The sequence below is a fragment of the Streptomyces sp. T12 genome (assembly GCF_028736035.1).
Taxonomy (GTDB): domain Bacteria; phylum Actinomycetota; class Actinomycetes; order Streptomycetales; family Streptomycetaceae; genus Streptomyces.
Genome location: NZ_CP117866.1, coordinates 7,389,563 through 7,412,043, shown reverse-complemented (window position 1 = coordinate 7,412,043; position 22,481 = coordinate 7,389,563). Strand labels below are relative to the sequence as shown.

The following is a 22,481-nucleotide window of genomic DNA, read 5'->3' as shown; positions in this document are numbered from 1 at the left end:
CCCACGGGCCCCGGCGGGCCCTACTCGCCGGTCTCAGCGCGGTCGACCGGCCGGCTCACCGCCGCCCGGAGCCGGCGCCCCGAGGTGGCGTGCCCCGAGGTCGGTGGCCTTCACCAGCGCCGGCGTGACGAGAGCCACCGCCACCTTCCAGACGGGATCCGGCACCAGCGCCACGGCCGCCGCCACGGCGAGCAGCGGGACGAGTGCCCGAGTGACGCGGACGCCCCTGCTCGGCCGCGTGTGTGCCTGTGCGTCGAGGTACCCACCGGTCAGCACCGCCAGTTCGGCGACGACCAGCATGAGTGCCAGGGTGATGTCCACGGGAATCCTCCGCTCAGTCTCCGGCCGAGCTGCAGTCCCAGTGCCCGGCCGCCCTGGTGCTGTTGGCCACGACGGCCGGAGCGGCGTCCGTGCCGCCACCGGGCGGGTTCGCCTTCCACTCGCAGCCGAAGTCCTTCATGAAGTGCTTGAACGTGTAGTTGTGGTACTTCGCCTGGATCTTCTTCAGCCTCGCGATGCCCGCCGGGGTGGCGTTGAAGGCCTTGCTGTACTCCTTGGCGTCCTTCACCAGGCAGCCGGCGGAGACGATCGCCCCCACCCAGCCCGCGCCCTTGGAGGCGATGGTCTTCCCCAGCGAGGAGACACTGACACCGGTGGCCAGCAGCGAACCGCACACGCCGGCGATGCTCTTGTAGTCACGCCCCGCGGACGGCTGGGCCGCCCCCGAGGCCGCCTGGGCCGGAGCCACACCGGCCGCGAGGAGCACGGCCCCGGTGGCCGTGCCGATCAATGCCTTACGAATTCTGTCCATGGGTTCCCCCGGACTTCCTCTGTGTCCTTGACGGTCACCCCTGGAGAGGTACGGAAGATCAACCGGGGTTGGGCAAGGACGGGTAAGGGAACGCAATCTTCCGGTAATGCCGTCAGGCGCACGGCAGTTGCCGTGCGCCTGAAGAAATTCCGACCGGGCGGCTGAGAGACGGGGGAGCAGCCCAGCCGCCCGGAGTGTGCTGGCCGGACGCCCGGCCCCGGTTCAGGTGGGGCCGGACGCCCGGAGCGAGGAGGGGCCGTAGGGCCCGACCCCGACGGCGCCTACGCCTTGGCGAGTTCCTTCTCGTCGCCCTGCTGCGACGCCTCGGCCGGGGCGTCGTGGCCGTCGTTCTGGAGGGTCGCCTCGTCGAACGGGAGCTGACCGGCGAGCACCTGGTCGACACGCCCGCGGTCGATCTCCTTGGTCCAGGTGCCGATCAGGACGGTGGCGACGGCGTTGCCCGCGAAGTTCGTCAGAGCACGGGCCTCGCTCATGAAGCGGTCGATACCGACGATGAGGCCGATGCCGTCCACCAGGGCCGGCTTGTGCGACTGCAGACCACCGGCCAGCGTGGCCAGACCCGCACCGGTGACACCGGCGGCGCCCTTGGAGGCGACCAGCAGGAAGAGCAGCAGCGGGATCTGCTCACCGATGGACATCGGCGTACCCATGGCGTCGGCGATGAACAGGGACGCCATGGTCATGTAGATCATGGTGCCGTCGAGGTTGAAGGAGTAGCCGGCCGGGACGGTGATGCCGACCACCGGCTTGCTGACACCCAGGTGCTCCATCTTCGCGACGAGGCGCGGCAGCGCGGACTCGGAGGAGGAGGTGGACAGGATCAGCAGGAACTCGCGGCCCAGGTACTTGAAGAGCGTGAGGATGTTGAGGCCGGCGACGATGCGCAGCAGGGCGCCGAGCACGATGAAGACGAAGAGGAAGCAGGTCGCGTAGAAGCCGAGCATCAGGATGGCGAGCTTCTTGAGCGCGTCGACGCCGGCGGATCCGGTGACGGCGGCGATGGCGCCGAAGGCACCGACGGGGGCGGCCCACATCACCATGGCCAGGATGCGGAAGACGAGCCGCTGGATGTGCTCCACGCCGCGCAGGATCGGCTGTCCGGCCGAGCCCATGGCCTGCAGCGCGAAGCCGGCGAGCAGGGCGATGAGCAGGGTCTGCAGGACCGTTTCCGAGGTGAAGGCGGAGACCATCGTGGTCGGGATGAGGCTGAGCAGGAACTCGGTGGTGTTCTTGGCCTCCGAGTCGACCTGCTCGTGACCGGCGTCCTTGATGGCGTCGGTGATGTGCAGACCCGTGCCCGGCTCCAGGATGTTGCCGACGACGAGACCGATACCGAGGGCGACCAGCGACATCACGAGGAAGTAGCCCAGCGCGATACCGCCGACGGCACCGACCTTGGCGGCCTTCCGTACCGAGCCGATACCCAGGACGATCGTGCAGAAGATGATCGGCGAGATCATCATCTTGATCAGGTTCACGAAGCCCGCTCCGATGGGCTTCAGCTCGACCGCGAAGTCGGGCGCGACGAGGCCCACGGTGATACCGAGGGCCACCGCGATGATCACCGCGATGTAGAGGTAGTGCGTGCGGTCCCGCTTGGCGACGGGTGCGGCAGGTGCCGTATCGGGGGATTTGGCGGCGGCCACGGCTGCCCTCCTTGACGTCTTCGTCGGTATCACCGGCGTGCGGCTCACGTCCGGGGTGGGGGTTCGCTGACGGGGAAGCGCGCCCCGGGGAGCGGGGGTCGTACTCCAGCGATGCCGCGACTATCCCCTGCCGTGTGAGGGCGGTCACCCTTCCGTTCATTTAGTTCACCGCACGCTTACATGACAGCGGCGCGCGGGACGTTCGTGAGGGGGGCGTCGCCGAGCCCCGACCAGTGGGTGATCTGGGTCACGTCCTGTCACAACGAACGCGGACGCGGTGTCTTGAGGCCGAACCCCCTGGAACCGGAGGAGGCACCGTGACCGAGAACAGCAACGTCATCGTGGTCGGCGGCGGATACGCGGGCGTCATGGCGGCCAATCGCCTGACTCAGCGCGCCGACGTGACCGTGACCCTGATCAACCCGCGCTCGACCTTCGTGCACCGGATCCGCCTGCACCAGCTGGTGGGCGGGTCCGACGACGCGGTCGTCGACTACCGGGAGGTCCTGGCCGGGGACGTCCGGCTGATGGTCGACAGCGTGACGCGGATCGACGCGGCCGAGCGCAGCGTGACACTGGCGACCGGCGGCACGGTCGGCTACGACCACCTGATCTACGCGGTGGGCAGTGGCAGCGCCGACCCGGGCGTGCCCGGAGCGGCCGAGTTCGCCTACCCGATCGCCGGCCTGGAGGAGGCGCAGCGGCTGCGGCCGGTCCTGGACGCCGCGTCCGCGAAGGCCCCGGTGACGGTCGTCGGAGCCGGGCCGACCGGTATCGAGACGGCCACCGAGCTGGCGGAGGCCGGCCGTACCGTGACCCTGGTCTGCGGCGGGGTGCTCGGCCCGTATCTGCACCCGCGGGGGCGACGCTCGGTCGCCAGGCGGATGGCCGAACTCGGTGTGACCGTCCTCGCGGGCCCCGACGCGAAGGTGACGGCCGTGACCCGGGATGCCGTACGGCTCAGTGGCGGCCGTACGCTGCCGAGCGAGGTGACCATCTGGACCGCCGGCTTCGGCGTGCCGGACCTGGCCGCGCGCAGCGGGCTGAGCACCGACGCCCTGGGCCGCCTGCTCACCGACGAGACGCTGACCAGCGTGGACGACCCGCGCATCGTCGCGGCCGGGGACTCGGCGGCACCGTCGGGCCTGCCGTTGCGGATGAGCTGCCAGGCCGCGATACCGCTGGGCGCACGGGCCGCCGACACGGTGCTCAGCCGGATCGCGGGTGAGCAGCCCTCGACCCTCAACCAGGTGTTCGCCGGGCAGTGCATCAGCCTGGGCCGCGGCGCCGGCATCTTCCAGTTCGCCCACCGGTACGACGTCGCGCTGTGGTTCCACATCGGCGGCCGCCCCGGCGCGAGGCTCAAGGAGTTCGTCTGCAAGGGCATCGTCGATCATCTGGCCGCCGAGTCGCGCAAGCCCGGTTCCTACCGCTTGCACCGCGTCTCGGGAGGTACCAAGCGTCAGGAGCTGCTGCGGGCCACGCGCGGCACGGCCCCGGCCGCGACTGCGGACGAGACCCCGGCCGCCGTCGAACACGTGGCCTAACCCGAGCGCGAACAGGGGAGAGACCTGGGCATGAGTGATCACGCCACCGATGCGGCGACCGAGGCCTTCGTCGCCCACCGCAACCTGCTCTTCACCGTCGCGTACGAGATGCTCGGCTCGGCGGCCGACGCCGAGGACGTCCTGCAGGAGACGTGGCTGCGGTGGGTCGAGGTCGACCTGGAGCAGGTGCGCGACCAGCGCGCCTACCTGGTCCGGATCACGACCCGCCAGTCGCTCAACCGGCTGCGCACGATGACCCGCCGCAAGGAGGCCTACGTCGGCCCCTGGCTGCCCGAGCCCCTGCTCACCGCGCCGGACGTGGCCCAGGACGTCGAGCTCGCGGAGAGCGTGTCGATGGCGCTGATGCTCGTCCTCGAAACACTCTCCCCGACCGAGCGCGCCGTCTTCGTGCTGCGCGAGGTCTTCGACGTCGACTACGACGAGATCGCGGCCGCCGTCGACAAGAGCCCCGCGGCCGTCCGCCAGATCGCGCACCGAGCCCGCCGGCACGTCGATGCCCGCCGCCCTCGCGCGGCGGTCTCCGCGAGCGCGACCCGGGCGGCCCTGGAGTCGTTCCAGCACGCGCTCGCCACCGGTGACCTGCAGGGCTTCCTCGACGTGCTCGCCCCCGAGGTCGTCCTGATGAGCGACGGCGGCGGCGTCAAGCAGGCCGCACCCCGGCCGATCGTCGGCGCCGACAAGGTGGCCCGGTTCATCGTCGGCGGCACGGGCAGGCTCGAAGCCACGCTCACCACCGGCCTCACCGTGGTCAACGGCAACCCGGCGCTCGTCCTGCGCCTGGACGGCGAGATCGACGGCGTCATGGCCGTGCGCGTCGAGGACTCCCGCATCACCGGCCTCTACTACGTCCGCAACCCGGAGAAGCTGACCCGCGTCGAATCGGAGACCCCGCTCAGCCTGCGATGAAGGAGACCCCGCTCACCCTGCGATGAAGAGGCATACGGCGAGCATCACCCGGCGATGAATACGGCGAACACCGCCCAAGCGGACGTCCCATCCACAGGGGCAAGCGGTTTTCCACAGGGGGGAGCGGCCAAAATCGGCCATGGGGCAGACTGACGACATGCGCATCTCCGTCCCGAGGCCCCGCAGCCTGGCCGGCCAGCTCTTCGCCATGCAGGCCGTGCTGATAGCGGTGCTCGTCGCCGGGTACGCGGTGTTCACCTACGTCAGCGACCGCGGCCAGGCCGAGGACGCGGCGCGCCGCCAGGCCATGGCGGTGGCCCAGTCGATCGCCGACGCCCCGTCCGTACGGGAGGCGATCCGCACCCCCGATCCGACGGCCGACCTCCAGCCGTACGCGCTGCGCGTCCAGCACCACACCGGCGTCGACTTCGTCACGATCATGAACCCTCAGGCGATCCGCTGGACGCACCCCGACGAGGACCAGATCGGCCAGCACTTCCGCGGTCACACGGAGCGCGCCCTGCGAGGCGAGCCCTTCACCGAGACGTACACCGGCACCCTGGGCGCGTCCGTCCGCGCGGTCGTACCGATCTACGACGGGGGTACGGCCCCGAAGGACATCGTCGGGCTGGTCAGCGCGGGCATCAGGGTCGAGGAGATCAGCAAGCGGGTGCAGGAGCAGCTGACGGCCCTGCTCGGCGTGGCGGCGGGCGCGCTCGCCCTGGGCGCGATCGGCACGTACGTCGTCAACGCCCGCCTGCGCCGCCACACCCATGGCATGAACGCGGCCGAGCTGAGCCGGATGCACGACTACCACCAGGCCGCGCTGCACGCGGTGCGCGAGGGGCTGCTGATGCTGGACGGGCAGTACCGGGTGGCGCTGATCAATGACGGCGGGCGGGAACTGCTCGGGGTGGGCGGCGACGTGGTGGGGCGGTCGGTCGCGGACCTGGGCCTGCCCGCACCGCTGACCGGGGCGCTGCTGGCGTCCGAGCCACGGGTCGACGAGGTGCATCTGACGGCGCAACGCGTGCTGGTGGTGAACACGTCCCCCGTGTCGGGCGGCGAGCGGCGTGGCACGGTCGTCACGCTGCGGGACGTGACCGAACTCCAGTCCCTGATGGGCGAGCTGGACTCCGAACGGGGCTTCACCCAGGCGCTGCGGTCGCAGGCGCACGAGGCGGCGAATCGCCTCCACACGGTCGTCTCGCTGATCGAACTCGGACGCGCCGAGGAGGCGGTGGAGTTCGCGACGGCAGAACTGGAGCTCGCGCAGGCCCTGACGGACCAGGTGGTGGCCGCGGTGAGTGAGCCTGTGTTGGCGGCGCTGCTGCTGGGGAAGACGGCGCAGGCCAACGAGCGGGGCGTCGAACTCGTCGTATCGGAGGACAGCCGACTGGACGACAACCTGCTGCCGCCTTCCCTGCCGGCCCGGGATCTGGTGACGATCCTCGGCAATCTGATCGACAACGCCGTGGACGCCGCGCAGGGAAGCGTGCGGGGGCGGGTGACGGTGACGGCGTACACGGAGGGCGCGGAGCTGGTGCTGCGCGTGTCGGACACGGGGGCCGGGGTGGACCCCGCACACGTGGAAGTGGTGTTCGAACGCGGCTTCTCGACGAAGCCGGCCGGGCCGGGCGGGCGGGGGCTGGGGCTGGCGCTGGTACGGCAGGCGGCGCATCGGCACGACGGGACCCTGTCGGTGGCGGAGGCTGCCGGGGGTGGGGCGGAGTTCGAGGTGCGGTTGCCGCTGGGAGAGGGTGTGAAGCACGCGCCGGGTGCCGGGGCCTCGCCGGGCGCCGAACTCCCACCAGGTGCCGAACCCGTGCCGGGCGGCAGGCCCGCGCGACAGGCCGAGCCTGTGCAGGGTTCCGAGGGCGCCGTGGTTTCGAGAGGTGACATATGACGGGGCCGGCCGAGCAGGCGATTCGCGTCCTGGTCGTGGAGGACGACCCGGTCGCGGCGGACGCGCACGTGATGTACGTGGGCCGGGTGCCGGGATTCGTCGCGGTCGGCAAGGCGCACACGGGCGCGGAGGCGCGGCGCGCGCTGGAGCGGACGCCGGTGGACCTGCTGTTGCTGGACCTGCACCTGCCGGATGTGCACGGGCTGCAACTGGCCCGGTCACTGCGGGCGGCCGGGCATCACGCCGACGTGATCGCGGTGACCTCGGCACGGGATCTGGCCGTGGTGCGCGAGGGGGTGTCGCTGGGGGTCGTGCAGTACGTACTGAAACCCTTCACGTTCGCGACCCTTCGGGATCGGCTGGTGCGGTACGCCGAGTTCCATGCGGCGGTGGGCGAGGCCAGCGGGCAGGACGAGGTGGACCGGGCGCTGGCTTCGCTGCGGGCGCCTTCGCCTGCGGCGCTGCCCAAGGGGTTGAGCGCGCCGACGCTGGAGCGGGTGACGGGGGCTGTGCGGGAGGCCGCGGAGGGGCTTACGGCGGCGGGGGTTGCGGAGGCCGTGGGGATTTCGCGGATCACGGCTCGGCGGTATCTGGAGCATTTGGTGGAGGCGGGGAGGGCTGAGCGGAAGCCGGTTTATGGGCAGGTGGGGAGGCCTGAGCTGGTTTATCGGTGGGTTCGGGCTCCTCGCTGAGGGCGGTGGCGTCGGCTCGTGCTTCGGCTGCTTCGGTGGGGGCGTTGGCTCGGGTATAGGCGTCGGCGGCTTGGAGGTAGGTGGTGCGGGCCCGGGTGGGGTGGCCGTTCGCCTTGTGAGCCATGGCCAAGTGGGAGAGAGTCCTGCCCACCCCGTACCAGTCGTCCAGCTCCTGATAGATCTCCAGGCTTTTGCCGTAAGCCTTGATCGCCTCTTCCGTACGGCCCACTTGGTACATGGTGTGCCCGAGGGCGCCCCATGCGACGGCCTCGTTGGGGCGGTCGCCGACGGATCCGAGAAGTTCCAGTCCACGCGTGTGCGCATCGATCGCTTCCTCCGCCCGGCCCGTCGCCCGCAGCGCGTTGGCGAGGTTGTTCAACGAGATGCCCACGCTTCGGGGGTCATCGACGCGTCCGAGATCGAGGGCCTGTGTGTACGCGTCGATCGCCTCCTCCGCCCGGCCCGCCGCCAGCAGGGCGAGCCCCATGTTGTTCCACGCGATGCTCTGGCCCTCGCGGTCTCCGTCCGCCTTCAGCAGGTCGCGGGCACGGGCGTGGGCGGCGACCGCTTCCTCCGCCCGGCCCGTCTCCCGCAGGGCGTGGCCAAGGGTCTCCCAGGACATGGCCTGGAACCACCCTTTCCCCGTGCGCTGAGCGGCCTCCTGGGCAGTGGTGGCGACGGTCATCAAGTCCCCGAAGTACCGGCCGAACCGCAGGTACGTCGTCAGGTGGAAGGCGAGCCACAACGCGTCGTCCACGTGCCGCTCCTCCCGCCCCCACTGCACCGCCGCCACCAGCCCCGCCCGCTCCCGGTCCAGCCACGCCAGCGCCGCCGCCCGGTCCGTGAACCGCTCCGGCTCGGGCATCCCTGACGACCAGCGCAACTGCCGATCGGCCTCATAGGCCCACCGGTCGTAGAACTTGAGCACCCGCTGCCTCGCCGCCTCCCCCTCCTCCCGCAACTCCGCGTCCCTCGCCACCAGACCCACCCCGAACGCACGCACAAGGTCATGCATCCGCCACCCCCGCCTGCCGCTCCCCCGCTCCACGAGATGCGCGCGTGCCAGTGCCCGCAGGTCACCTGCCGGGGGCGTGTCGACCCCGGCCAGCACGGCAGCCACCTCATCGCCCACCTCCGGCCCCGGTGCCAGGGCGAGCAGGCACAGCAAGCGGGCCTGGGAGGCCGGGAGGCGGCGGTAGGAGAGGTCGAAACCGGCCCGGACGTTCCGCTCGCCGTCGTCGAGGTGGTCGAGACGGTCATGGGACTCGGCGAGTTCACCGACGAGTTCGCCCACCGGCTTTCCCGGGTCCTCCACCAACAGCGCGGCCGCGATCTCCAAGGCCAGCGGCAGATGACCGCAGAGGACGGCAAGCCGTTCGGCCGCTGCGGCATCATCGGTGACGCGGCTGTCGTCCGGATCGGCGATCCTCAGGGCCAGGTCGAGGAGTTCGTACGCGGCCGGGGCGGTGAGCGGCGCCAGCGGAACGAGTCTCGCCGCGAGTTGGGGCAGCCGGTCGCGGGATGTGACCAGCACCCGATGACAGGCGTCTCCCGGGAGGAGAGGGCGGACCTGGTCCGACGACGAGGCGTTGTCGGCCAGGACCAGCACCGCGCCTCGCTCCCTGACCCGCTGGGCGAGCATCGACCGGTAGAAGACCGCGCGTTCGTCCGCAGTGGCCGGGATGTGCTCCGGCTCGACCCCGAGGGCCCGCAGCAGGGACTGGAGGGCCTGGTCGGCCGTGGCCGGGGAGTCGTCGTAGCCGTGCAGGTCCACGAAGAGCGTCCCGCCGGGGAACCAGCCCCGCTCCCGGGCCGCGTGCGCCGCCTGCACCGCCAGCGCGGTCTTCCCGATACCTCCGAGTCCGGAGACGGCGGTGACGAGCACGGCCTGCGGTGCGCCGGGCGCGGCCGGGTCGAGGGCGTCCAGCAGACGGGCCAGTTCCGTGTCCCGCCCGGTGAAGCCGGCCGCCTTGGCGGGCAGGGCGTCCAGCGCGGTGGGCGCGGGGGCCTTCCCGAGGACCGGCCCGTGAAAGGTGCCGCCCCGGAAGTCGACATGATCCCCGTACCGCTCAGGGCCCGCCCCGCTCATGCCACATCATCCCCCGCGCCGAACGGCACGGCGTAGAGCACCACGTACACCCCCAGCCCCACCACCGCCAGCGCCTCGACCACGGAGACGACCAGCAGCCCCGCCGTGACCGCTCCGGCGGCCCAGTACACGGCGAGCGCACTCAGCGGCACGACACAGAACGCCAGCAGGTCGACCACAAGCTGCACGACCTTCCGCGACACCCGCCGCGCGTCCCCGCGCTGAAAGCTCTCCCACCGGAAGGCGGCGCCCTCGGTATCGGCGAGTCCGGCGAGCCGAGGCCCCAAGTCCTCCCGCACGTAGGCCCCGATGGCCGAGATCTTCACGTCGTTGACGAGGTAGGTCCACCCGAGTACGACACACACCGGCGGCAACGCCAGCAGCATGGAGGCCTGCTTGGCCTGCGCCGCGGCCGCGACGACCGCGGCGACCACGCCGAGCGTCACGTAGAGCAGGTTGTCCCGGAACCCGATCCTCGCCTTCTGCTCGTCCTTCACACTCTGGTACTCGGCGAGCAGCAACTGCCCGACGGTGACGTCCCGTTCCGGCACTCGATTCCCTTCCCCCGGCTGTACGTTATGAGTGTGCCTGAGACTCAGCCCACTGTTCTCGTCCTGACCGCGCTCCCCCTCGAATACGCCGCCATCCGCGCGTACGTCGAGAATCGGCAGGAGCTCGTGCACCCTGACGGGACCCGGGTCGAAGAGGGCCAACTACCCGACACAGCCTGGCATGTTGCCCTCGCCGAGCTGGGCATGGGCGCCGAGCGGGCCGCCGCTCTCACCACGCAGCTCATCAACTGGCTGCATCCCGAGGCCGTGCTCTTCGTCGGTGTCGCCGGCAGCCTGAAGGACGACGTCGGGATCGGCGACGTCGTCGTGGGCACGCAGGTGTACGAGATCCACGGCGGCAAGCAGACACCCGAGGGTTTCCTGGTCCGGCCGAAGGCCCTGCCGGGCTCGCACGCGCTCGAACAGGCGGCGCGTTCCGCCGTACGGGACATGCCCGACGTACGGGCGCACTTCATGCCGATCGCCACGGGGGACGTGGTTCTGGCGGACGCCGAGTCCGAGATCGCCCAGCACCTTCGCAGGAGCTACAACGACGCCGGCGCGATCGAGATGGAGGGCTCCGGGGCAGCCCACGCGGCCCATCTGAACGGCCAGTTGAACGCTCTGGTGATCCGGGGCATCAGCGACCGGGCCGACGCGGACAAGCGCGCGGCCGACGCCTCGGGTTCGCAGGAACTCGCCGCCCGGCAGGCGGCCTCGGTGACGGTGGCAGTGCTGCACAAACACCGGCCCCGCAAGGGCTCCTCCGACTCCAAGGAGGGACCCCATCACCGCCGGGACGAGGGAGCCACGTACGGCGGGGACCACGTCGACCTCCGGGGCGGTACGTTCTACGGCCCCGTCACCGGCAAGACCGACAGGCGACGGTAGGGGGACCACCCACGGCCCGGTCCCCCGCGCCAGCGCAACCCTGCCGCCCCGCCCCTGGGGCTTCACCGGCCGGTCGGTGGAACTGGACCGTCTGCTCCCGCACCTCGCACCCGGCGAGGACGACACGGCCGCCCTCCCGCTTCTCATCTTCGCCGTCACCGGCATGGGCGGCATCGGCAAGACCGCGCTGGCGGTGGAGGCAGCACACCGGGCCCGAACGCAGGGGTGGTTCCCGGGCGGGACGCTCTTCGTGGACCTGCGGGGGTACGACGACAATCCGGTGACCGCGGATCAGGCGGTGCTGGCGCTGTTGGACGCGCTGGGTGCGCGGGGACCGGATCTGCCACCGACTGCTGCGCGGCAGTACGACGCGTATCGCGCGCTACTGGAGCGGCGCGACCGGATGCTGCTGATCCTGGACAACGCGTCGGATCCGGCTCAGCTCCTCGAGCTGCTGCCGGACACTGATCGGCACCGGGTGCTGATCACCTCTCGGGACCGGCCGGATTCGCTTCCCGTGCGGCTCATCGACCTGGAGACGCTTGATCCGGAGGAGTCCGTCGCCCTTGTGGCTCGCGCCCTGCACAGCGCCGACGAGCGGGACGACCGGGCGGAACGCGAGCCTGACGCCTTGCGCGAACTCACCGCCCTCTGTGGTCACTTGCCCCTTGCTCTCCAGATCGGCGCCGCGTTGCTCCGTCGGCGCCGACTGCGGGACATCGCTTCGCTGGTGACCGAGATCAGGAAGACGGGTGATGCCACCGCTGTACTCGATGAGGGCAGTCCCGGCACGGACCTGTACGGCCGCTCGCTCGTTCTACGCCCTGTGCTGGAGACGTCGTATCGCCGCCTGCCGCCAGACCAGGCCCGGCTGCTGCGCCTGCTCTGCCTCGGCCCCGGCGCGGAAACCAGCACGGAAGCCATCGCCGCATTGGCCGACCTCGGCACGGAGGTCCTGCTGTCCCTCCTGGAAGAGCTCGCCGCCACGCATCTGGTCACACCGGTCCGGTGCGTCGACGGTTCGGTACCTGCCACGCGGTGGCGGGTGCACGACTTGGTGCGAGCGTTCGGTGCTGGGCTGGTGGCGGCGGACGCCGGCCTGCGGGAGGAGGGGGAGGCGGCACGGAAACGGGTGTTGGAGTACTACTGCCGGTGGGCGCATGCGGCTGATGACCGGCTGCGATGGCTGCCGGGTATGCCGGAGCCCGAACGGTTCGCGGCCCGGGCGCAGGCGCTGGCGTGGCTGGACGGGGAGCGGGCGGGTCTGGTGGCGGCGGTGGGGTGGGCACGGGAGGAGCGGTTCGCGGGCGCGGCGGTGCAGCTGGCCGCATGTCTGGGGGAGTACCTGGACTGGCGGCGGCATTTTGACGACTGGATCACCGTCGCGGAAGCCGCGCGGGAGGCCGCCCACCGGTCCGGGGACCGTCTGGACGAGGCCATCGCATGGAACAGCCTCGGCCTCGCCCTGCGGCAGGCAGGCCGGGCGGAGGAGGCGATCGACGCCCATACCCGCGCCCGCGACTTCTTCCAGGCCGCCGGAGACAGCCACCGCGAGGCCATGGCGTGGGGCAACCTCGGCCTCGCCCTGCGGAGGGCGGGCCGGGCGAGGGAGGCAATCAGCGCCCTCCGCCGGGTCCGCGACCTGTTCCAGGCCGCCGGAGACAGCCACCGCGAGGCCAACGCGTGGGGCAACCTCGGCAGTGCCTTGCGGGCGGTAGGCCGGGCGGAGGAGGCGATCGACGCCCACACCCGCGCCCGCGACCTGTACCAAGCCGCCGGAGACCGCCACCGCGAGGCCAGGGCGTGGAACAACTTCGGCCTCGCCCTGCGGCAGGCAGGCCGGATAGAGGAGGCGATCGAGGCCTACGGCAAGTCCCTGGAACTCCGCCGGGAGTTCGAGGACTGGTACGGCGAGGGGCGGACCCTCAGCAACCTGGCCTTCGCTCACGAGGCCGCCCGCCGCCCCGCCGAGGCCCGCACCGCCTACCTCCAGTCCGCCGACGCCTACACCCGAGCCAACGCCCCCACTGAAGCCGCCCAAGCCCGCGCAGCCGCCGAGGCCCTTGCATAGCCCCGTCATCCCACCCCCGCATACCCCCGCCCCCTCACAAGACCGCACTCCAGCCACGCCCGCGGCCCGGAGTTCAGCGACGCGGAATCCCACATGGCGGCTCTCCCAGAGGTCGTCTGCCAGGGCGTGGATGAGGCGGGCGGGGCGAGCGCGAGGGCTTGCGCGGCAGAACCGTTCTGCGGAGAGGGCACCAACTGCTTCCGCATAGGCACCGATCCCCACGGCAACGCCTACATCGCCACCGCAACCACCACCGCCCAATCCGCCGCACACTCATTGACCTGACTAGACCACTCGACCTACGTTCACCGGGCAGCCATCCCCGCGCCACAACGAAGTGCGCCCGCAGGAGGTCATGCCCGTGCGCCCCACCGCCGCCCGCCCCGCTCGCCCTGCCCTCCCCACACTCCTCGCCCTCTCCCTCGCCGCCGCAGCCACCCTCACCGCCTGCGGCAGCGGCTCCGGCAGTGACCCCGACACCATCAAGGTCTCCTTCAAACAGTCCACGGACAACTCCATCAAGGTGATGGACACCTACCTCGCGGACATCAAGAAGCAGTTCGAGAAGGCGAACCCCGGCAAGAAGGTCGAGTTCGTCCCCATCAAGGCCCCGGACTCGGAGTACTACACCAAGCTCCAGCAGATGCTCCGCTCCCCCAAGACCGCCCCCGACCTGGTCTACGAGGACACCTTCCTCATCAACTCGGACATCACCAGCGGGTACTTGAAGCCCCTGGACCCCTACCTCGCCAAGTGGCGGGACTGGAAACAGTTCATCGACACGGCCAAGGAAGCCGCCAAGGGCGAGGACGGCAAGACGTACGGCATCCCGGACGGCACCGACACCCGGGGCCTGTGGTTCAGCAAGGACATCTTCAAGAAGGCCGGCCTGCCTGCCGACTGGCAGCCGAAGACCTGGAACGACGTCCTGGACGCCGCCCGCACCATCAAGCAAAAAGCCCCCGACGTCATCCCCCTGAACGTCTACACGGGCAAGCCCGTCGGCGAGGCCGCCACCATGCAGACGTTCGAAATGCTGCTCTACGGCACCACGAATGACGGCAACACAGACCCCCTGTACGACAAGTCCGCCAAGAAATGGGTCGCCGGCAGCCAGGGCTTCAAGGACGCCCTCACCTTCGTCGAGACCGTCTACGAGGAGAAACTCGGCCCGGACGTGTCCGACGCCCTCGACCCCAACGTCATGACCCGCGTCCGCGGTGAGTGGCTCCCCCAGGGCAAGCTCGCCATCGCCCTCGACGGCTCATGGCTCCCGCAGGACTGGCTCCCCGGCAGCGGCCACGAGTGGCCCGAGTGGTCCGACGAGCTCGGCCTCGCCGCCATGCCGACCCAGAACGGCCAGGCCCCCGGCAAGGTGAGCATGTCCGGCGGATGGACCTGGTCGATCCCGGCGAAGGCGGGCAACCCCGACCTCGCCTTCGAGTTCATCAAGACGATGCAGACGAAGACGAACGCCCAGAAGTGGTACGTCGCCAACTCCGGCATCGCGGTACGCAACGACGTGGCGAAGGACCCGTCGTACGTCAACGCCCAACCCGGCATCAAGTTCTTCACGGACCTCGTCGCGAGCACCCACTACCGCCCCGCCTATCCGGCGTACCCGAAGGTCTCCACCGCCGTCCAGGAGGCGATGGAGGGCGTGACGACGGGCGACATGTCGGTCGAGGACGCGGCGAAGGGCTACGACGAGGAGCTGAGGGCGGCGGCGGACGACCAGGTGATCGAGAAATGAGCGCTGCCGAGACGGGCTCCCGCGTATGACGCGGGCCCGCTCACTCAGCCGATCCCTCACCCGCGCCCTCCCGGTCGCCCCCGCCGTCGTCCTCCTGCTCCTCTTCCTCGCCGGCCCCATCGCCTACTGCGCCTACATCGCCTTCACCGACCTCCAGCTCACCGGCCAGGCCGAGGACTCGTTCGTCGGGTTCGACAACTTCCGTACGGCGTTCGGTGACGAGGCGTTCCTCAACGCGGTCTGGCTCACCCTCGTCTTCACCGTCATCTCCGCCCTGCTCGGGCAGAACACCCTGGGGCTGGGCCTGGCCATGCTGATGCAGCGCGCCTCGAAGCCCGTCCGCACCCTCACCGGCGCCGTCGTCATCACGGCGTGGGTCCTGCCGGAGGTCGTCGCCGGCTTCCTCCTCTACGCCTTCTTCCGGCGCGAAGGCACCCTGAACGCCATCCTGGACTGGCTCCGACTCCCCACCCAGAACTGGCTGTTCACCCTGCCGATCCTGGCGGTGTCCTTCGCGAACGTCTGGCGGGGTACGGCCTTCTCGATGCTGGTCTACTCGGCGGCCCTGAACGAGATCCCCAAGGAGATCACCGAGGCGGCCGAGGTCGACGGCGCGGGCGGCTGGCGCCGTATGTGGCACATCACGCTGCCGATGATCCGCCGTTCCATCGGCACGAACCTCATGCTCATCACCCTGCAGACCCTGTCCGTCTTCGGTCTGATCTGGGTGATGACGAGGGGCGGCCCGGGCGGCAAGAGCCAGACGCTTCCGCTCTTCATGTACGAGGAGGCGTTCCAGAAGAGCATGATCGGCTACGGCACGGCGGTCGCCCTGCTGCTGTTGGTGGTGGGCTCGCTGTTCTCGGTGTTCTACCTGCGTCTGCTGCGAACGGAGGTCTGACGCCCATGCCCCGCACTCTCTCCTCCCGACGCACCACCCACCGCCTGGCCGCCGACGCCGGCCTCCTGGCAGTGGCCGCGGCCTTCGTGCTCCCGCTCGCCTGGGTGATCCTCTCCTCCGTGGACACGAACGCGAACCTCCAGGTGAAGCTCCCCGACGGCGTGACCCCCGACAACTTCGACGCGGTCCTTACCCCGGACATCACCTTCACGCCCCTGCTCAACAGCCTGCTCCTGTGCGGTGGCGGGACGGCCCTGACGGTGGCGTGCGCGGCGCTGGCCGCCTACCCGCTGTCGCGGTTCCGGTCGCGCTTCAACCGCCCGTTCCTGCTGACGATCCTGTTCGCGACGAGCCTGCCGATCACGGCGATCATGGTCCCGGTGTACGCCCTGTTCGTGCAGGTGAACCTGATCGACACCATGCAGGGCACGATCTTCTTCTTCGCCGCCTCCCAACTGCCCTTCGCCATCTGGCTGATGAAGAACTTCATGGACGGGGTGCCGAAGGAGCTGGAGGAGGCGGCCTGGACGGACGGCGCGTCGGCGCTTCAGTCGCTGGTGCGGGTCGTGCTGCCGCTGATGGGGCCGGGGGTGGCGGTGGTGACGGTGTTCTCGTTCGTGATGATGTGGGGCAACTTCTTCGTGCCCTTCATGCTGCTGCTCACGCCGGACCAGATGCCGGCTGCCGTGAGCATCAATGAGTTCTTCGGAAATCGGGGGACCGTGGTGTACGGGCAGCTGGCGGCGTTTTCGATCATTTACTCGACGCCGGTGATTTTGCTTTATGTGCTGGTGGCTCGGCGATTGGGTGGGGGATTTGCGCTGGGTGGCGCGGTCAAGGGGTGAGCCGACCGGCGAGCGCGGTGGAGCGTCGGGATTGAGCCGCCTATGGCCTGCCTTCGGGCGGCCGATCCATCGTCGGCCATGGCGCACTCAATTTCGATATCCGCCCGCACAGCCGACAGCCGCGGCATTCCAGCAGTACCCACCCCCGTAATCCACAACAAGATCGGCACCGCACGGCCCGCCGCGAATATGCCCACTGAGCTTGCCATTCACCGAATGCCACCACTCGCCGCAGCCATCATCGGGCCGCCTCGGCGACACCCGCGCCACCCTCCCGCACGCTCCGCAGGCGATCACCACCGAGCGACGAACCCGCCAGTAGCCGTAGCTTCCTACAATCCGTAATCCTGGCTGAACAGACCGTAGTCACCCCACTCCGCCCGGCCTACGTTGTGCCCCGTGCGCCGACCCCCAGCCCAACCGAACCAGCCCCCCAACCGCTCAAGCCGCCGGAACCCACCCACTCCCCCGTTCAACGCCCCCGCCGCCCGCCGCCTGCGTGCCGGCCTCAACATGGGGCCCGAACACGTCGCCTACGGCATGCGAGCCTCGTACGGACTCCCCTACGTCACCGAGGACCTCGTCGTCGCCTGGGAACGCGAGCTCACCGCACCCAACAGCAGCGAGCTCACCGCGCTGGCGGGCGTGCTGTGGTGCTCGCCCAGTGAGCTGCTCGGCAAGCCGCGGACGCTGCGCGAGCACCGCATCGCCCGGGGCCTGGCGCCCGAGGACGTGGCCCGTACCGTCGGGCACGAGCTCGTCGCGTATCTCCGCATGGAGGAGAGCGACGGCTGGCACGGCACCGACCGTCAGTCCGCCGCCCTCGCCGAGGTCCTCGGCCTCACCCTCCCGGACTTCATCACCGTCACCGGCCGGGACGCGAAGCTCGGCGAGCTGCTGCGCAGTGCCGTGTCGACGCGCTGGCAGGCGTACGTACGGCCGGTCGGCAAGATGGTGCCCCTGGACCGGCGTCTGCTGGAGACCGCCCTCCAGGAGCTGCACCAGGACTACCAGGGGCAGATGACCGCCACGCTGAGCTGGGGCGGCGGCGGCAGCGACTCCAGCGCGGCCGGCCGCGAGTTCCTGGACCGGATCGTGGAGCGCTTCTGGACGACGGTCGGGGGTAGTACCGCCTGAACGTCGTGTGCTGGAACACCGGCCTGGAACACCGGCCTGCAAGACCGGCCTGCAAGACCGGCCTGCAAGACCGGCTAGAACACCGACTCCGCCTCGTCCATCCGGTCCTTCGGCACCGTCTTCAGCTCGGTCACCGCCTCCGCCAGCGGCACCATCACCACGTCGGTCCCGCGCAGCGCGGTCATCCTGCCGAACTCGCCCCGGTGCGCGGCCTCCACCGCGTGCCAGCCGAAGCGGGTGGCGAGGACGCGGTCGTATGCCGTCGGCACGCCGCCGCGCTGGACGTGGCCCAGGATGACCGGCTTGGCCTCCTTGCCGAGGCGGCGCTCCAGCTCGAACGCCAGCGCCGTACCGATGCCCTGGAAGCGCTCATGGCCGTACTGGTCGATCGCGCCCTTGCCGTAGTCCATGGTGCCCTCGGCGGGGTGGGCGCCCTCGGCGACACAGATCACCGCGAACTTCTTGCCGCGCGCGAAGCGCTCCTCGACCATCTTCACGAGGTCGCCGGGGTCGAAGGGGCGCTCCGGGAGGCAGATGCCGTGCGCGCCCGCCGCCATTCCGGACTCCAGCGCGATCCAGCCGGCGTGGCGGCCCATGACCTCCACGACCATCACCCGCTGATGTGACTCCGCGGTCGTCTTCAGGCGGTCCATGGCCTCCGTGGCGACCCCGACCGCCGTGTCGAAGCCGAAGGTCCGGTCCGTCGACGAGATGTCGTTGTCGATCGTCTTCGGAACGCCCACCACCGGCAGCCCGGCGTCCGACAGCATCCGCGCCGCCGTCAGGGTTCCCTCGCCGCCGATCGGGATCAGCGCGTCGATGCCGAAGTCACGGGCGATGTCGGGGGCGCTCTCGCACGCCTCGCGCAACCGGTCGCGCTCCAGCCTCGACGATCCCAGGATGGTGCCGCCGCGCGCCAGGATGCCGCCGACCGCCTCCAGGTCGAGACTGCGGTAGCGGCCGTCCAGCAGGCCCGCGTATCCGTCCTCGAAGCCGATCACCTCGTCGCCGTAGTGGGCGACGGCCCGGTGCACGACCGACCGGATCACTGCGTTCAGGCCGGGGCAGTCGCCGCCTGCGGTGAGAACTCCGATACGCATCGTGCTGTGTCTCCTGCTCGCTGTTGATACCGGTGAGCCAGTCCGATTGTTTCACGTCCGCCAGGCCCCTGTTCGACCCTGGATCCTGACGGGCGCCTTATCCACCGGCAAGGGTATTGTCAAGAGGGTTTCGCTCACCCCACTGGGCGATTTTGCGATCCGGCTCCGCCAAGCCGCCGACAGACGAAACGGAGAGCACGCGTGACGCGCAGCGTGTACGTGACCGGCATCGACCGCGGCGACGGCCGCCAGGTTGTCGAACTGGGGGTGATGGAGCTCCTGACCCGGCAGGTCGACCGGGTGGGGGTGTTCCGGCCGCTGGTGCATCACTCCCCCGACCGTCTGTTCGAGCTGTTGCGCGCCCGCTACCGCCTGTCCCAGGACCCGGCGACGGTCTACGGCATGGACTACCACGAGGCGTCCGCCCTCCAGGCCGAGCGCGGGACCGACGAGCTGGTGTCCACGCTGGTCGAGCGGTTCCATCTCGTCGCCCGCGACTACGACGTCGTCCTCGTCCTCGGCACCGACTACGCCGACACCCAGCTCCCGGACGAGCTGTCCCTCAACGCCCGGCTCGCCAACGAGTTCGGCGCGTCCGTGATACCGGTCGTGGGCGGGCGCAAGCAGACCGCCGAGTCCGTGCTGGCCGAGACGCGCAACGCCTATCGGGCGTACGAGGGACTGGGCTGTGACGTGCTCGCCATGGTCACCAACCGGGTCGCCCGGGGCGACCGGGACGAGATCGCCCAGCGGCTTCAGGCGCGGCTGCCCGTGCCCTGCTACGTCGTGCCGGACGAGCCCGCCCTGTCCGCGCCGACCGTCTCGCAGATTGCCCAGTCCCTGGACGCGAAGGTCCTGCTCGGCGACGACTCGGGGCTCGCGCGCGACGCCCTCGGCTTCGTGTTCGGCGGTGCGATGCTGCCGAACTTCCTGACCGCCCTGACCCCGGGCTGCCTGGTCGTCACGCCGGGCGACCGCGCCGACCTGGTCGTCGGCGCGCTGGCCGCGCACAGCGCCGGCACCCCGCCGATCGCCGGCCTGCTGCTCACCCTCGACGAGCGGCCCGGCGACGAGGTCCTCACCCTCGCCGCCCGCCTCGCCCCGGGCACCCCGGTGCTCTCGGTGCCGGGCTACAGCTTCCCCACCGCCGAGCAACTCTTCTCCCTGGAGGGGAAGTTGAGCGCGGTCACCCCGCGCAAGGCGGAGACCGCGCTCGGCCTGTTCGAGCGGTACGTCGAGACCGGCGACCTGCTGAAGCGGGTCTCGGCGCCGAACAGCGACCGCGTCACGCCGATGATGTTCGAGCACAAGCTGCTGGAGCAGGCCCGCTCGCACATGCGCCGCATCGTGCTGCCCGAGGGCACCGAGCCGCGCGTCCTGCACGCCGCCGAGGTGCTGCTGCGGCGCAACGTCTGCGACCTCACGCTCCTGGGGCCGGTCGACCGGATCCGAAAGCAGGCCGCCGACCTCGGCATCGACCTGGGCGACTCCCAGCTGATCGACCCGGCGACCAGCGAGCTGCGCGACTCCTTCGCCGAGAAGTACGCATCGCTGCGCGCCCACAAGGGGGTCACGGTGGAGCTGGCGTACGACGTCGTCTCCGACGTGAACTACTTCGGCACGCTGATGGTGCAGGAGGGCCTCGCGGACGGCATGGTCTCCGGCTCGGTCCACTCGACCGCCGCCACCATCCGTCCCGCCTTCGAGATCATCAAGACCAACCCGGACGCCGACATCGTCTCCTCGGTCTTCTTCATGTGCCTCGCCGACCGGGTCCTCGTCTACGGCGACTGCGCCGTGAACCCCGACCCGAACGCCGAGCAGCTGGCCGACATCGCCATCCAGTCGGCCACCACGGCCCAGCGGTTCGGCGTGGAGCCGCGGATCGCGATGCTGTCGTACTCGACGGGTACGTCCGGTTCGGGCGCCGACGTCGACAAGGTGCGCGAGGCGACCGAGCTGGTGCGCGAGCGGCGGCCCGACCTGAAGATCGAGGGGCCCATCCAGTACGACGCCGCCGTGGAGCCGTCCGTCGCCGCGACCAAGCTGCCAGAGTCGGAAGTCGCCGGGCAGGCAACGGTTTTGATCTTCCCGGACCTCAATACAGGTAACAACACCTACAAGGCCGTGCAGCGCTCGGCCGGCGCGATCGCCGTCGGCCCGGTACTGCAGGGTCTGCGCAAGCCGGTCAACGACCTGTCCCGGGGCGCCCTGGTCCAGGACATCGTCAACACCGTCGCCATCACGGCGATCCAGGCCCAGTCCCCCACCCTGTCGCCCGCCCCGTCCTCCAGCGAGAAGGCAACCGCCCAGTGAGCTCGTCCCGCGTCCTCGTCCTCAACTCCGGCTCCTCGTCGGTGAAGTACCAGCTGCTCGACATGCGCGACAGCAGCCGGCTGGCCCTGGGGCTCGTCGAGCGCATCGGCGAGGAGACGTCCCGGCTCAAGCACACCCCGCTGGCGAGCGGCGGCGAGAGTCGCGAGTGGACCGGGGCGATAGCCGATCACGAGGCCGCCCTGAAGGCCGTGTCGGCGGAACTCGCCAAGGACGGCCTCGGGCTGGACTCCCCCGAGCTGGCCGCGATCGGCCACCGGGTGGTGCACGGCGGCAAGCACTTCACCGAGCCGACCGTCATCGACGACGCCGTGCTCGCCGAGATCGAGCGGCTCATCCCGGTCGCCCCGCTGCACAACCCGGCCAACCTCACCGGGATCCGCACGGCCCGGGCACTGCGCCCGGACCTGCCCCAGGTCGCCGTCTTCGACACCGCGTTCCACACGACGATGCCGGAGTCGGCCGCCCGCTACGCCATCGACGTCGAGACCGCCGACCGGCACCGGATACGCCGGTACGGCTTCCACGGCACCTCGCACGCGTACGTCTCCCGGGCCACCGCGAAGCTGCTGGGCAAGGCACCCGAGGACGTGAACGTCATCGTGCTGCACCTCGGCAACGGCGCGTCCGCGTCCGCCGTACGGGGCGGGGAGTGCGTGGACACCTCGATGGGGCTGACGCCTTTGGAGGGACTCGTGATGGGTACGCGATCCGGTGACATGGATCCCGCCGTCATCTTCCATTTGGCGCGTGTTGGCGAAATGTCCATCGAGGAAATCGACACTCTTCTCAACAAGAAGAGCGGATTGATCGGCCTGTGCGGCGACAACGACATGCGGGAGATCCGCCGACGGATCGACGAAGGTGACGAGCGGGCCCAATTGGCCTTCGACATCTACATTCACCGACTGAAGAAGTACATCGGCGCCTATTACGCGGTGCTCGGCAGGGTGGACGCGATCGCGTTCACGGCCGGGGTCGGCGAGAACGCGGCGCCGGTGCGGGAAGCCGCCGTGGCGGGTCTGGAGCAGCTGGGCCTCGCGGTGGACGCCGAACTGAACGCCGTACGCGGTGACGGGCCCCGACTGATCTCGCCGGAGCACGCGCGCGTGGCCGTGGCCGTGGTGCCCACGGATGAAGAACTGGAGATCGCGACGCAGACCTACGCACTGGTGGGGAAGAGCAACGCCTGAGTAACACGGCTGAGCAAAGCGCAGCTCATTTGTATCTTCCACCAGACGGAATATTCCGCGGCGAAA

General features: G+C 70.3%; 18 protein-coding genes. 12 read left to right on the top strand and 6 right to left on the bottom strand.

The genetic code is table 11. From position 1 onward, the window contains the following. Nucleotides 1-33 precede the first annotated feature (33 nt). The 3 genes from PBV52_RS33520 to PBV52_RS33510 form a co-directional block, all read right to left on the bottom strand. A complete protein-coding gene (locus PBV52_RS33520; RefSeq protein WP_274243476.1) occupies nucleotides 34-321 on the bottom strand; it encodes a hypothetical protein in 288 nt (95 codons plus the stop codon). A gap of 13 nt (nucleotides 322-334) precedes the next feature. After that, nucleotides 335-811, bottom strand: coding sequence for a hypothetical protein (locus tag PBV52_RS33515; RefSeq protein WP_274243475.1), 477 nt, complete (start codon nucleotides 809-811; stop codon nucleotides 335-337). A 281-nt stretch (nucleotides 812-1,092) separates the two neighbouring features. Beyond that, a complete protein-coding gene (locus PBV52_RS33510) occupies nucleotides 1,093-2,478 on the bottom strand; it encodes a cation:dicarboxylate symporter family transporter (protein ID WP_274243474.1) in 1,386 nt (461 codons plus the stop codon). Nucleotides 2,479-2,795: 317 nt separating this feature from the next. Between PBV52_RS33510 and PBV52_RS33505 the strand changes: the two genes are divergently transcribed. From PBV52_RS33505 to PBV52_RS33490, 4 genes are all read left to right on the top strand, one after another. Next, complete coding sequence (locus tag PBV52_RS33505) at nucleotides 2,796-4,025, top strand: NAD(P)/FAD-dependent oxidoreductase (protein WP_274243473.1); 1,230 nt, start codon at nucleotides 2,796-2,798, stop codon at nucleotides 4,023-4,025. A gap of 30 nt (nucleotides 4,026-4,055) precedes the next feature. After that, on the top strand, nucleotides 4,056-4,952 hold the full coding sequence (locus PBV52_RS33500) for an RNA polymerase sigma-70 factor (RefSeq protein WP_274243472.1): 897 nt from the start codon (nucleotides 4,056-4,058) through the stop codon (nucleotides 4,950-4,952). Between the two features lie 157 nt (nucleotides 4,953-5,109). Next, nucleotides 5,110-6,858, top strand: a complete 1,749-nt coding sequence (locus PBV52_RS33495; RefSeq protein WP_274243471.1) for a sensor histidine kinase — start codon at nucleotides 5,110-5,112, stop codon at nucleotides 6,856-6,858. Next, entirely contained in the window at nucleotides 6,855-7,550 is a 696-nt protein-coding gene (locus PBV52_RS33490; protein WP_274243470.1) for a response regulator, read from the top strand. Before PBV52_RS33495 ends, PBV52_RS33490 begins: the two co-directional genes overlap by 4 nt. Here the strand turns inward: PBV52_RS33490 and PBV52_RS33485 are convergent. After that, complete coding sequence (locus PBV52_RS33485; protein WP_274243469.1) at nucleotides 7,432-9,639, bottom strand: tetratricopeptide repeat protein; 2,208 nt, start codon at nucleotides 9,637-9,639, stop codon at nucleotides 7,432-7,434. The genes PBV52_RS33490 and PBV52_RS33485 overlap by 119 nt on opposite strands. Next, nucleotides 9,636-10,190, bottom strand: coding sequence for a hypothetical protein (locus PBV52_RS33480; protein WP_274243468.1), 555 nt, complete (start codon nucleotides 10,188-10,190; stop codon nucleotides 9,636-9,638). Before PBV52_RS33480 ends, PBV52_RS33485 begins: the two co-directional genes overlap by 4 nt. 27 nt (nucleotides 10,191-10,217) lie before the next feature. On the opposite strand from PBV52_RS33480, the gene PBV52_RS33475 reads away from it, so the two are divergent. The 6 genes from PBV52_RS33475 to PBV52_RS33450 all read left to right on the top strand — a co-directional run bounded on the left by PBV52_RS33475 (nucleotide 10,218) and on the right by PBV52_RS33450 (nucleotide 17,788). Further along, the gene (locus PBV52_RS33475) at nucleotides 10,218-11,081 is read left to right on the top strand and encodes a 5'-methylthioadenosine/S-adenosylhomocysteine nucleosidase (RefSeq protein WP_274243467.1); all 864 of its coding nucleotides are present in this window, start codon (nucleotides 10,218-10,220) and stop codon (nucleotides 11,079-11,081) included. Nucleotides 11,082-11,244: 163 nt separating this feature from the next. Further along, complete coding sequence (locus PBV52_RS33470; protein ID WP_274249761.1) at nucleotides 11,245-13,152, top strand: tetratricopeptide repeat protein; 1,908 nt, start codon at nucleotides 11,245-11,247, stop codon at nucleotides 13,150-13,152. Nucleotides 13,153-13,507: 355 nt separating this feature from the next. Further along, on the top strand, nucleotides 13,508-14,905 hold the full coding sequence (locus PBV52_RS33465; RefSeq protein WP_274243466.1) for an extracellular solute-binding protein: 1,398 nt from the start codon (nucleotides 13,508-13,510) through the stop codon (nucleotides 14,903-14,905). Between the two features lie 25 nt (nucleotides 14,906-14,930). Further along, complete coding sequence (locus tag PBV52_RS33460) at nucleotides 14,931-15,806, top strand: carbohydrate ABC transporter permease (RefSeq protein ID WP_274243465.1); 876 nt, start codon at nucleotides 14,931-14,933, stop codon at nucleotides 15,804-15,806. 5 nt (nucleotides 15,807-15,811) lie between these two features. Next, the gene (locus PBV52_RS33455; RefSeq protein WP_274243464.1) at nucleotides 15,812-16,651 is read left to right on the top strand and encodes a carbohydrate ABC transporter permease; all 840 of its coding nucleotides are present in this window, start codon (nucleotides 15,812-15,814) and stop codon (nucleotides 16,649-16,651) included. Nucleotides 16,652-17,050: 399 nt separating this feature from the next. Next, entirely contained in the window at nucleotides 17,051-17,788 is a 738-nt protein-coding gene (locus tag PBV52_RS33450) for an XRE family transcriptional regulator (protein ID WP_373921939.1), read from the top strand. Between the two features lie 74 nt (nucleotides 17,789-17,862). Here PBV52_RS33450 and PBV52_RS33445 read toward each other — a convergent pair whose 3' ends face one another. Beyond that, complete coding sequence (locus PBV52_RS33445) at nucleotides 17,863-18,888, bottom strand: ATP-dependent 6-phosphofructokinase (protein WP_274243463.1); 1,026 nt, start codon at nucleotides 18,886-18,888, stop codon at nucleotides 17,863-17,865. A gap of 201 nt (nucleotides 18,889-19,089) precedes the next feature. On the opposite strand from PBV52_RS33445, the gene pta reads away from it, so the two are divergent. Together pta and PBV52_RS33435 are read left to right on the top strand one after the other, a co-directional pair. Beyond that, the gene (gene pta, locus PBV52_RS33440; RefSeq protein WP_274243462.1) at nucleotides 19,090-21,204 is read left to right on the top strand and encodes a phosphate acetyltransferase; all 2,115 of its coding nucleotides are present in this window, start codon (nucleotides 19,090-19,092) and stop codon (nucleotides 21,202-21,204) included. Next, nucleotides 21,201-22,415 (top strand): acetate kinase, encoded by a 1,215-nt coding sequence (locus tag PBV52_RS33435; RefSeq protein ID WP_274243461.1) that lies wholly within the window; start codon nucleotides 21,201-21,203, stop codon nucleotides 22,413-22,415. Before pta ends, PBV52_RS33435 begins: the two co-directional genes overlap by 4 nt. Nucleotides 22,416-22,481: the final 66 nt, after the last annotated feature.

Coding starts and splice junctions, on each gene's coding strand:
- PBV52_RS33515 (WP_274243475.1), bottom strand. CDS start 811: ATGGACAGAATTCGTAAGGCATTGATCGGCACGGCCACCGGGGCCGTG.
- PBV52_RS33500 (WP_274243472.1), top strand. CDS start 4,056: ATGAGTGATCACGCCACCGATGCGGCGACCGAGGCCTTCGTCGCCCAC.
- PBV52_RS33495 (WP_274243471.1), top strand. CDS start 5,110: ATGCGCATCTCCGTCCCGAGGCCCCGCAGCCTGGCCGGCCAGCTCTTC.
- PBV52_RS33490 (WP_274243470.1), top strand. CDS start 6,855: ATGACGGGGCCGGCCGAGCAGGCGATTCGCGTCCTGGTCGTGGAGGAC.
- PBV52_RS33485 (WP_274243469.1), bottom strand. CDS start 9,639: ATGAGCGGGGCGGGCCCTGAGCGGTACGGGGATCATGTCGACTTCCGG.
- PBV52_RS33475 (WP_274243467.1), top strand. CDS start 10,218: ATGAGTGTGCCTGAGACTCAGCCCACTGTTCTCGTCCTGACCGCGCTC.
- PBV52_RS33470 (WP_274249761.1), top strand. CDS start 11,245: ATGGGCGGCATCGGCAAGACCGCGCTGGCGGTGGAGGCAGCACACCGG.
- PBV52_RS33465 (WP_274243466.1), top strand. CDS start 13,508: ATGCCCGTGCGCCCCACCGCCGCCCGCCCCGCTCGCCCTGCCCTCCCC.
- PBV52_RS33460 (WP_274243465.1), top strand. CDS start 14,931: ATGACGCGGGCCCGCTCACTCAGCCGATCCCTCACCCGCGCCCTCCCG.
- PBV52_RS33455 (WP_274243464.1), top strand. CDS start 15,812: ATGCCCCGCACTCTCTCCTCCCGACGCACCACCCACCGCCTGGCCGCC.
- PBV52_RS33445 (WP_274243463.1), bottom strand. CDS start 18,888: ATGCGTATCGGAGTTCTCACCGCAGGCGGCGACTGCCCCGGCCTGAAC.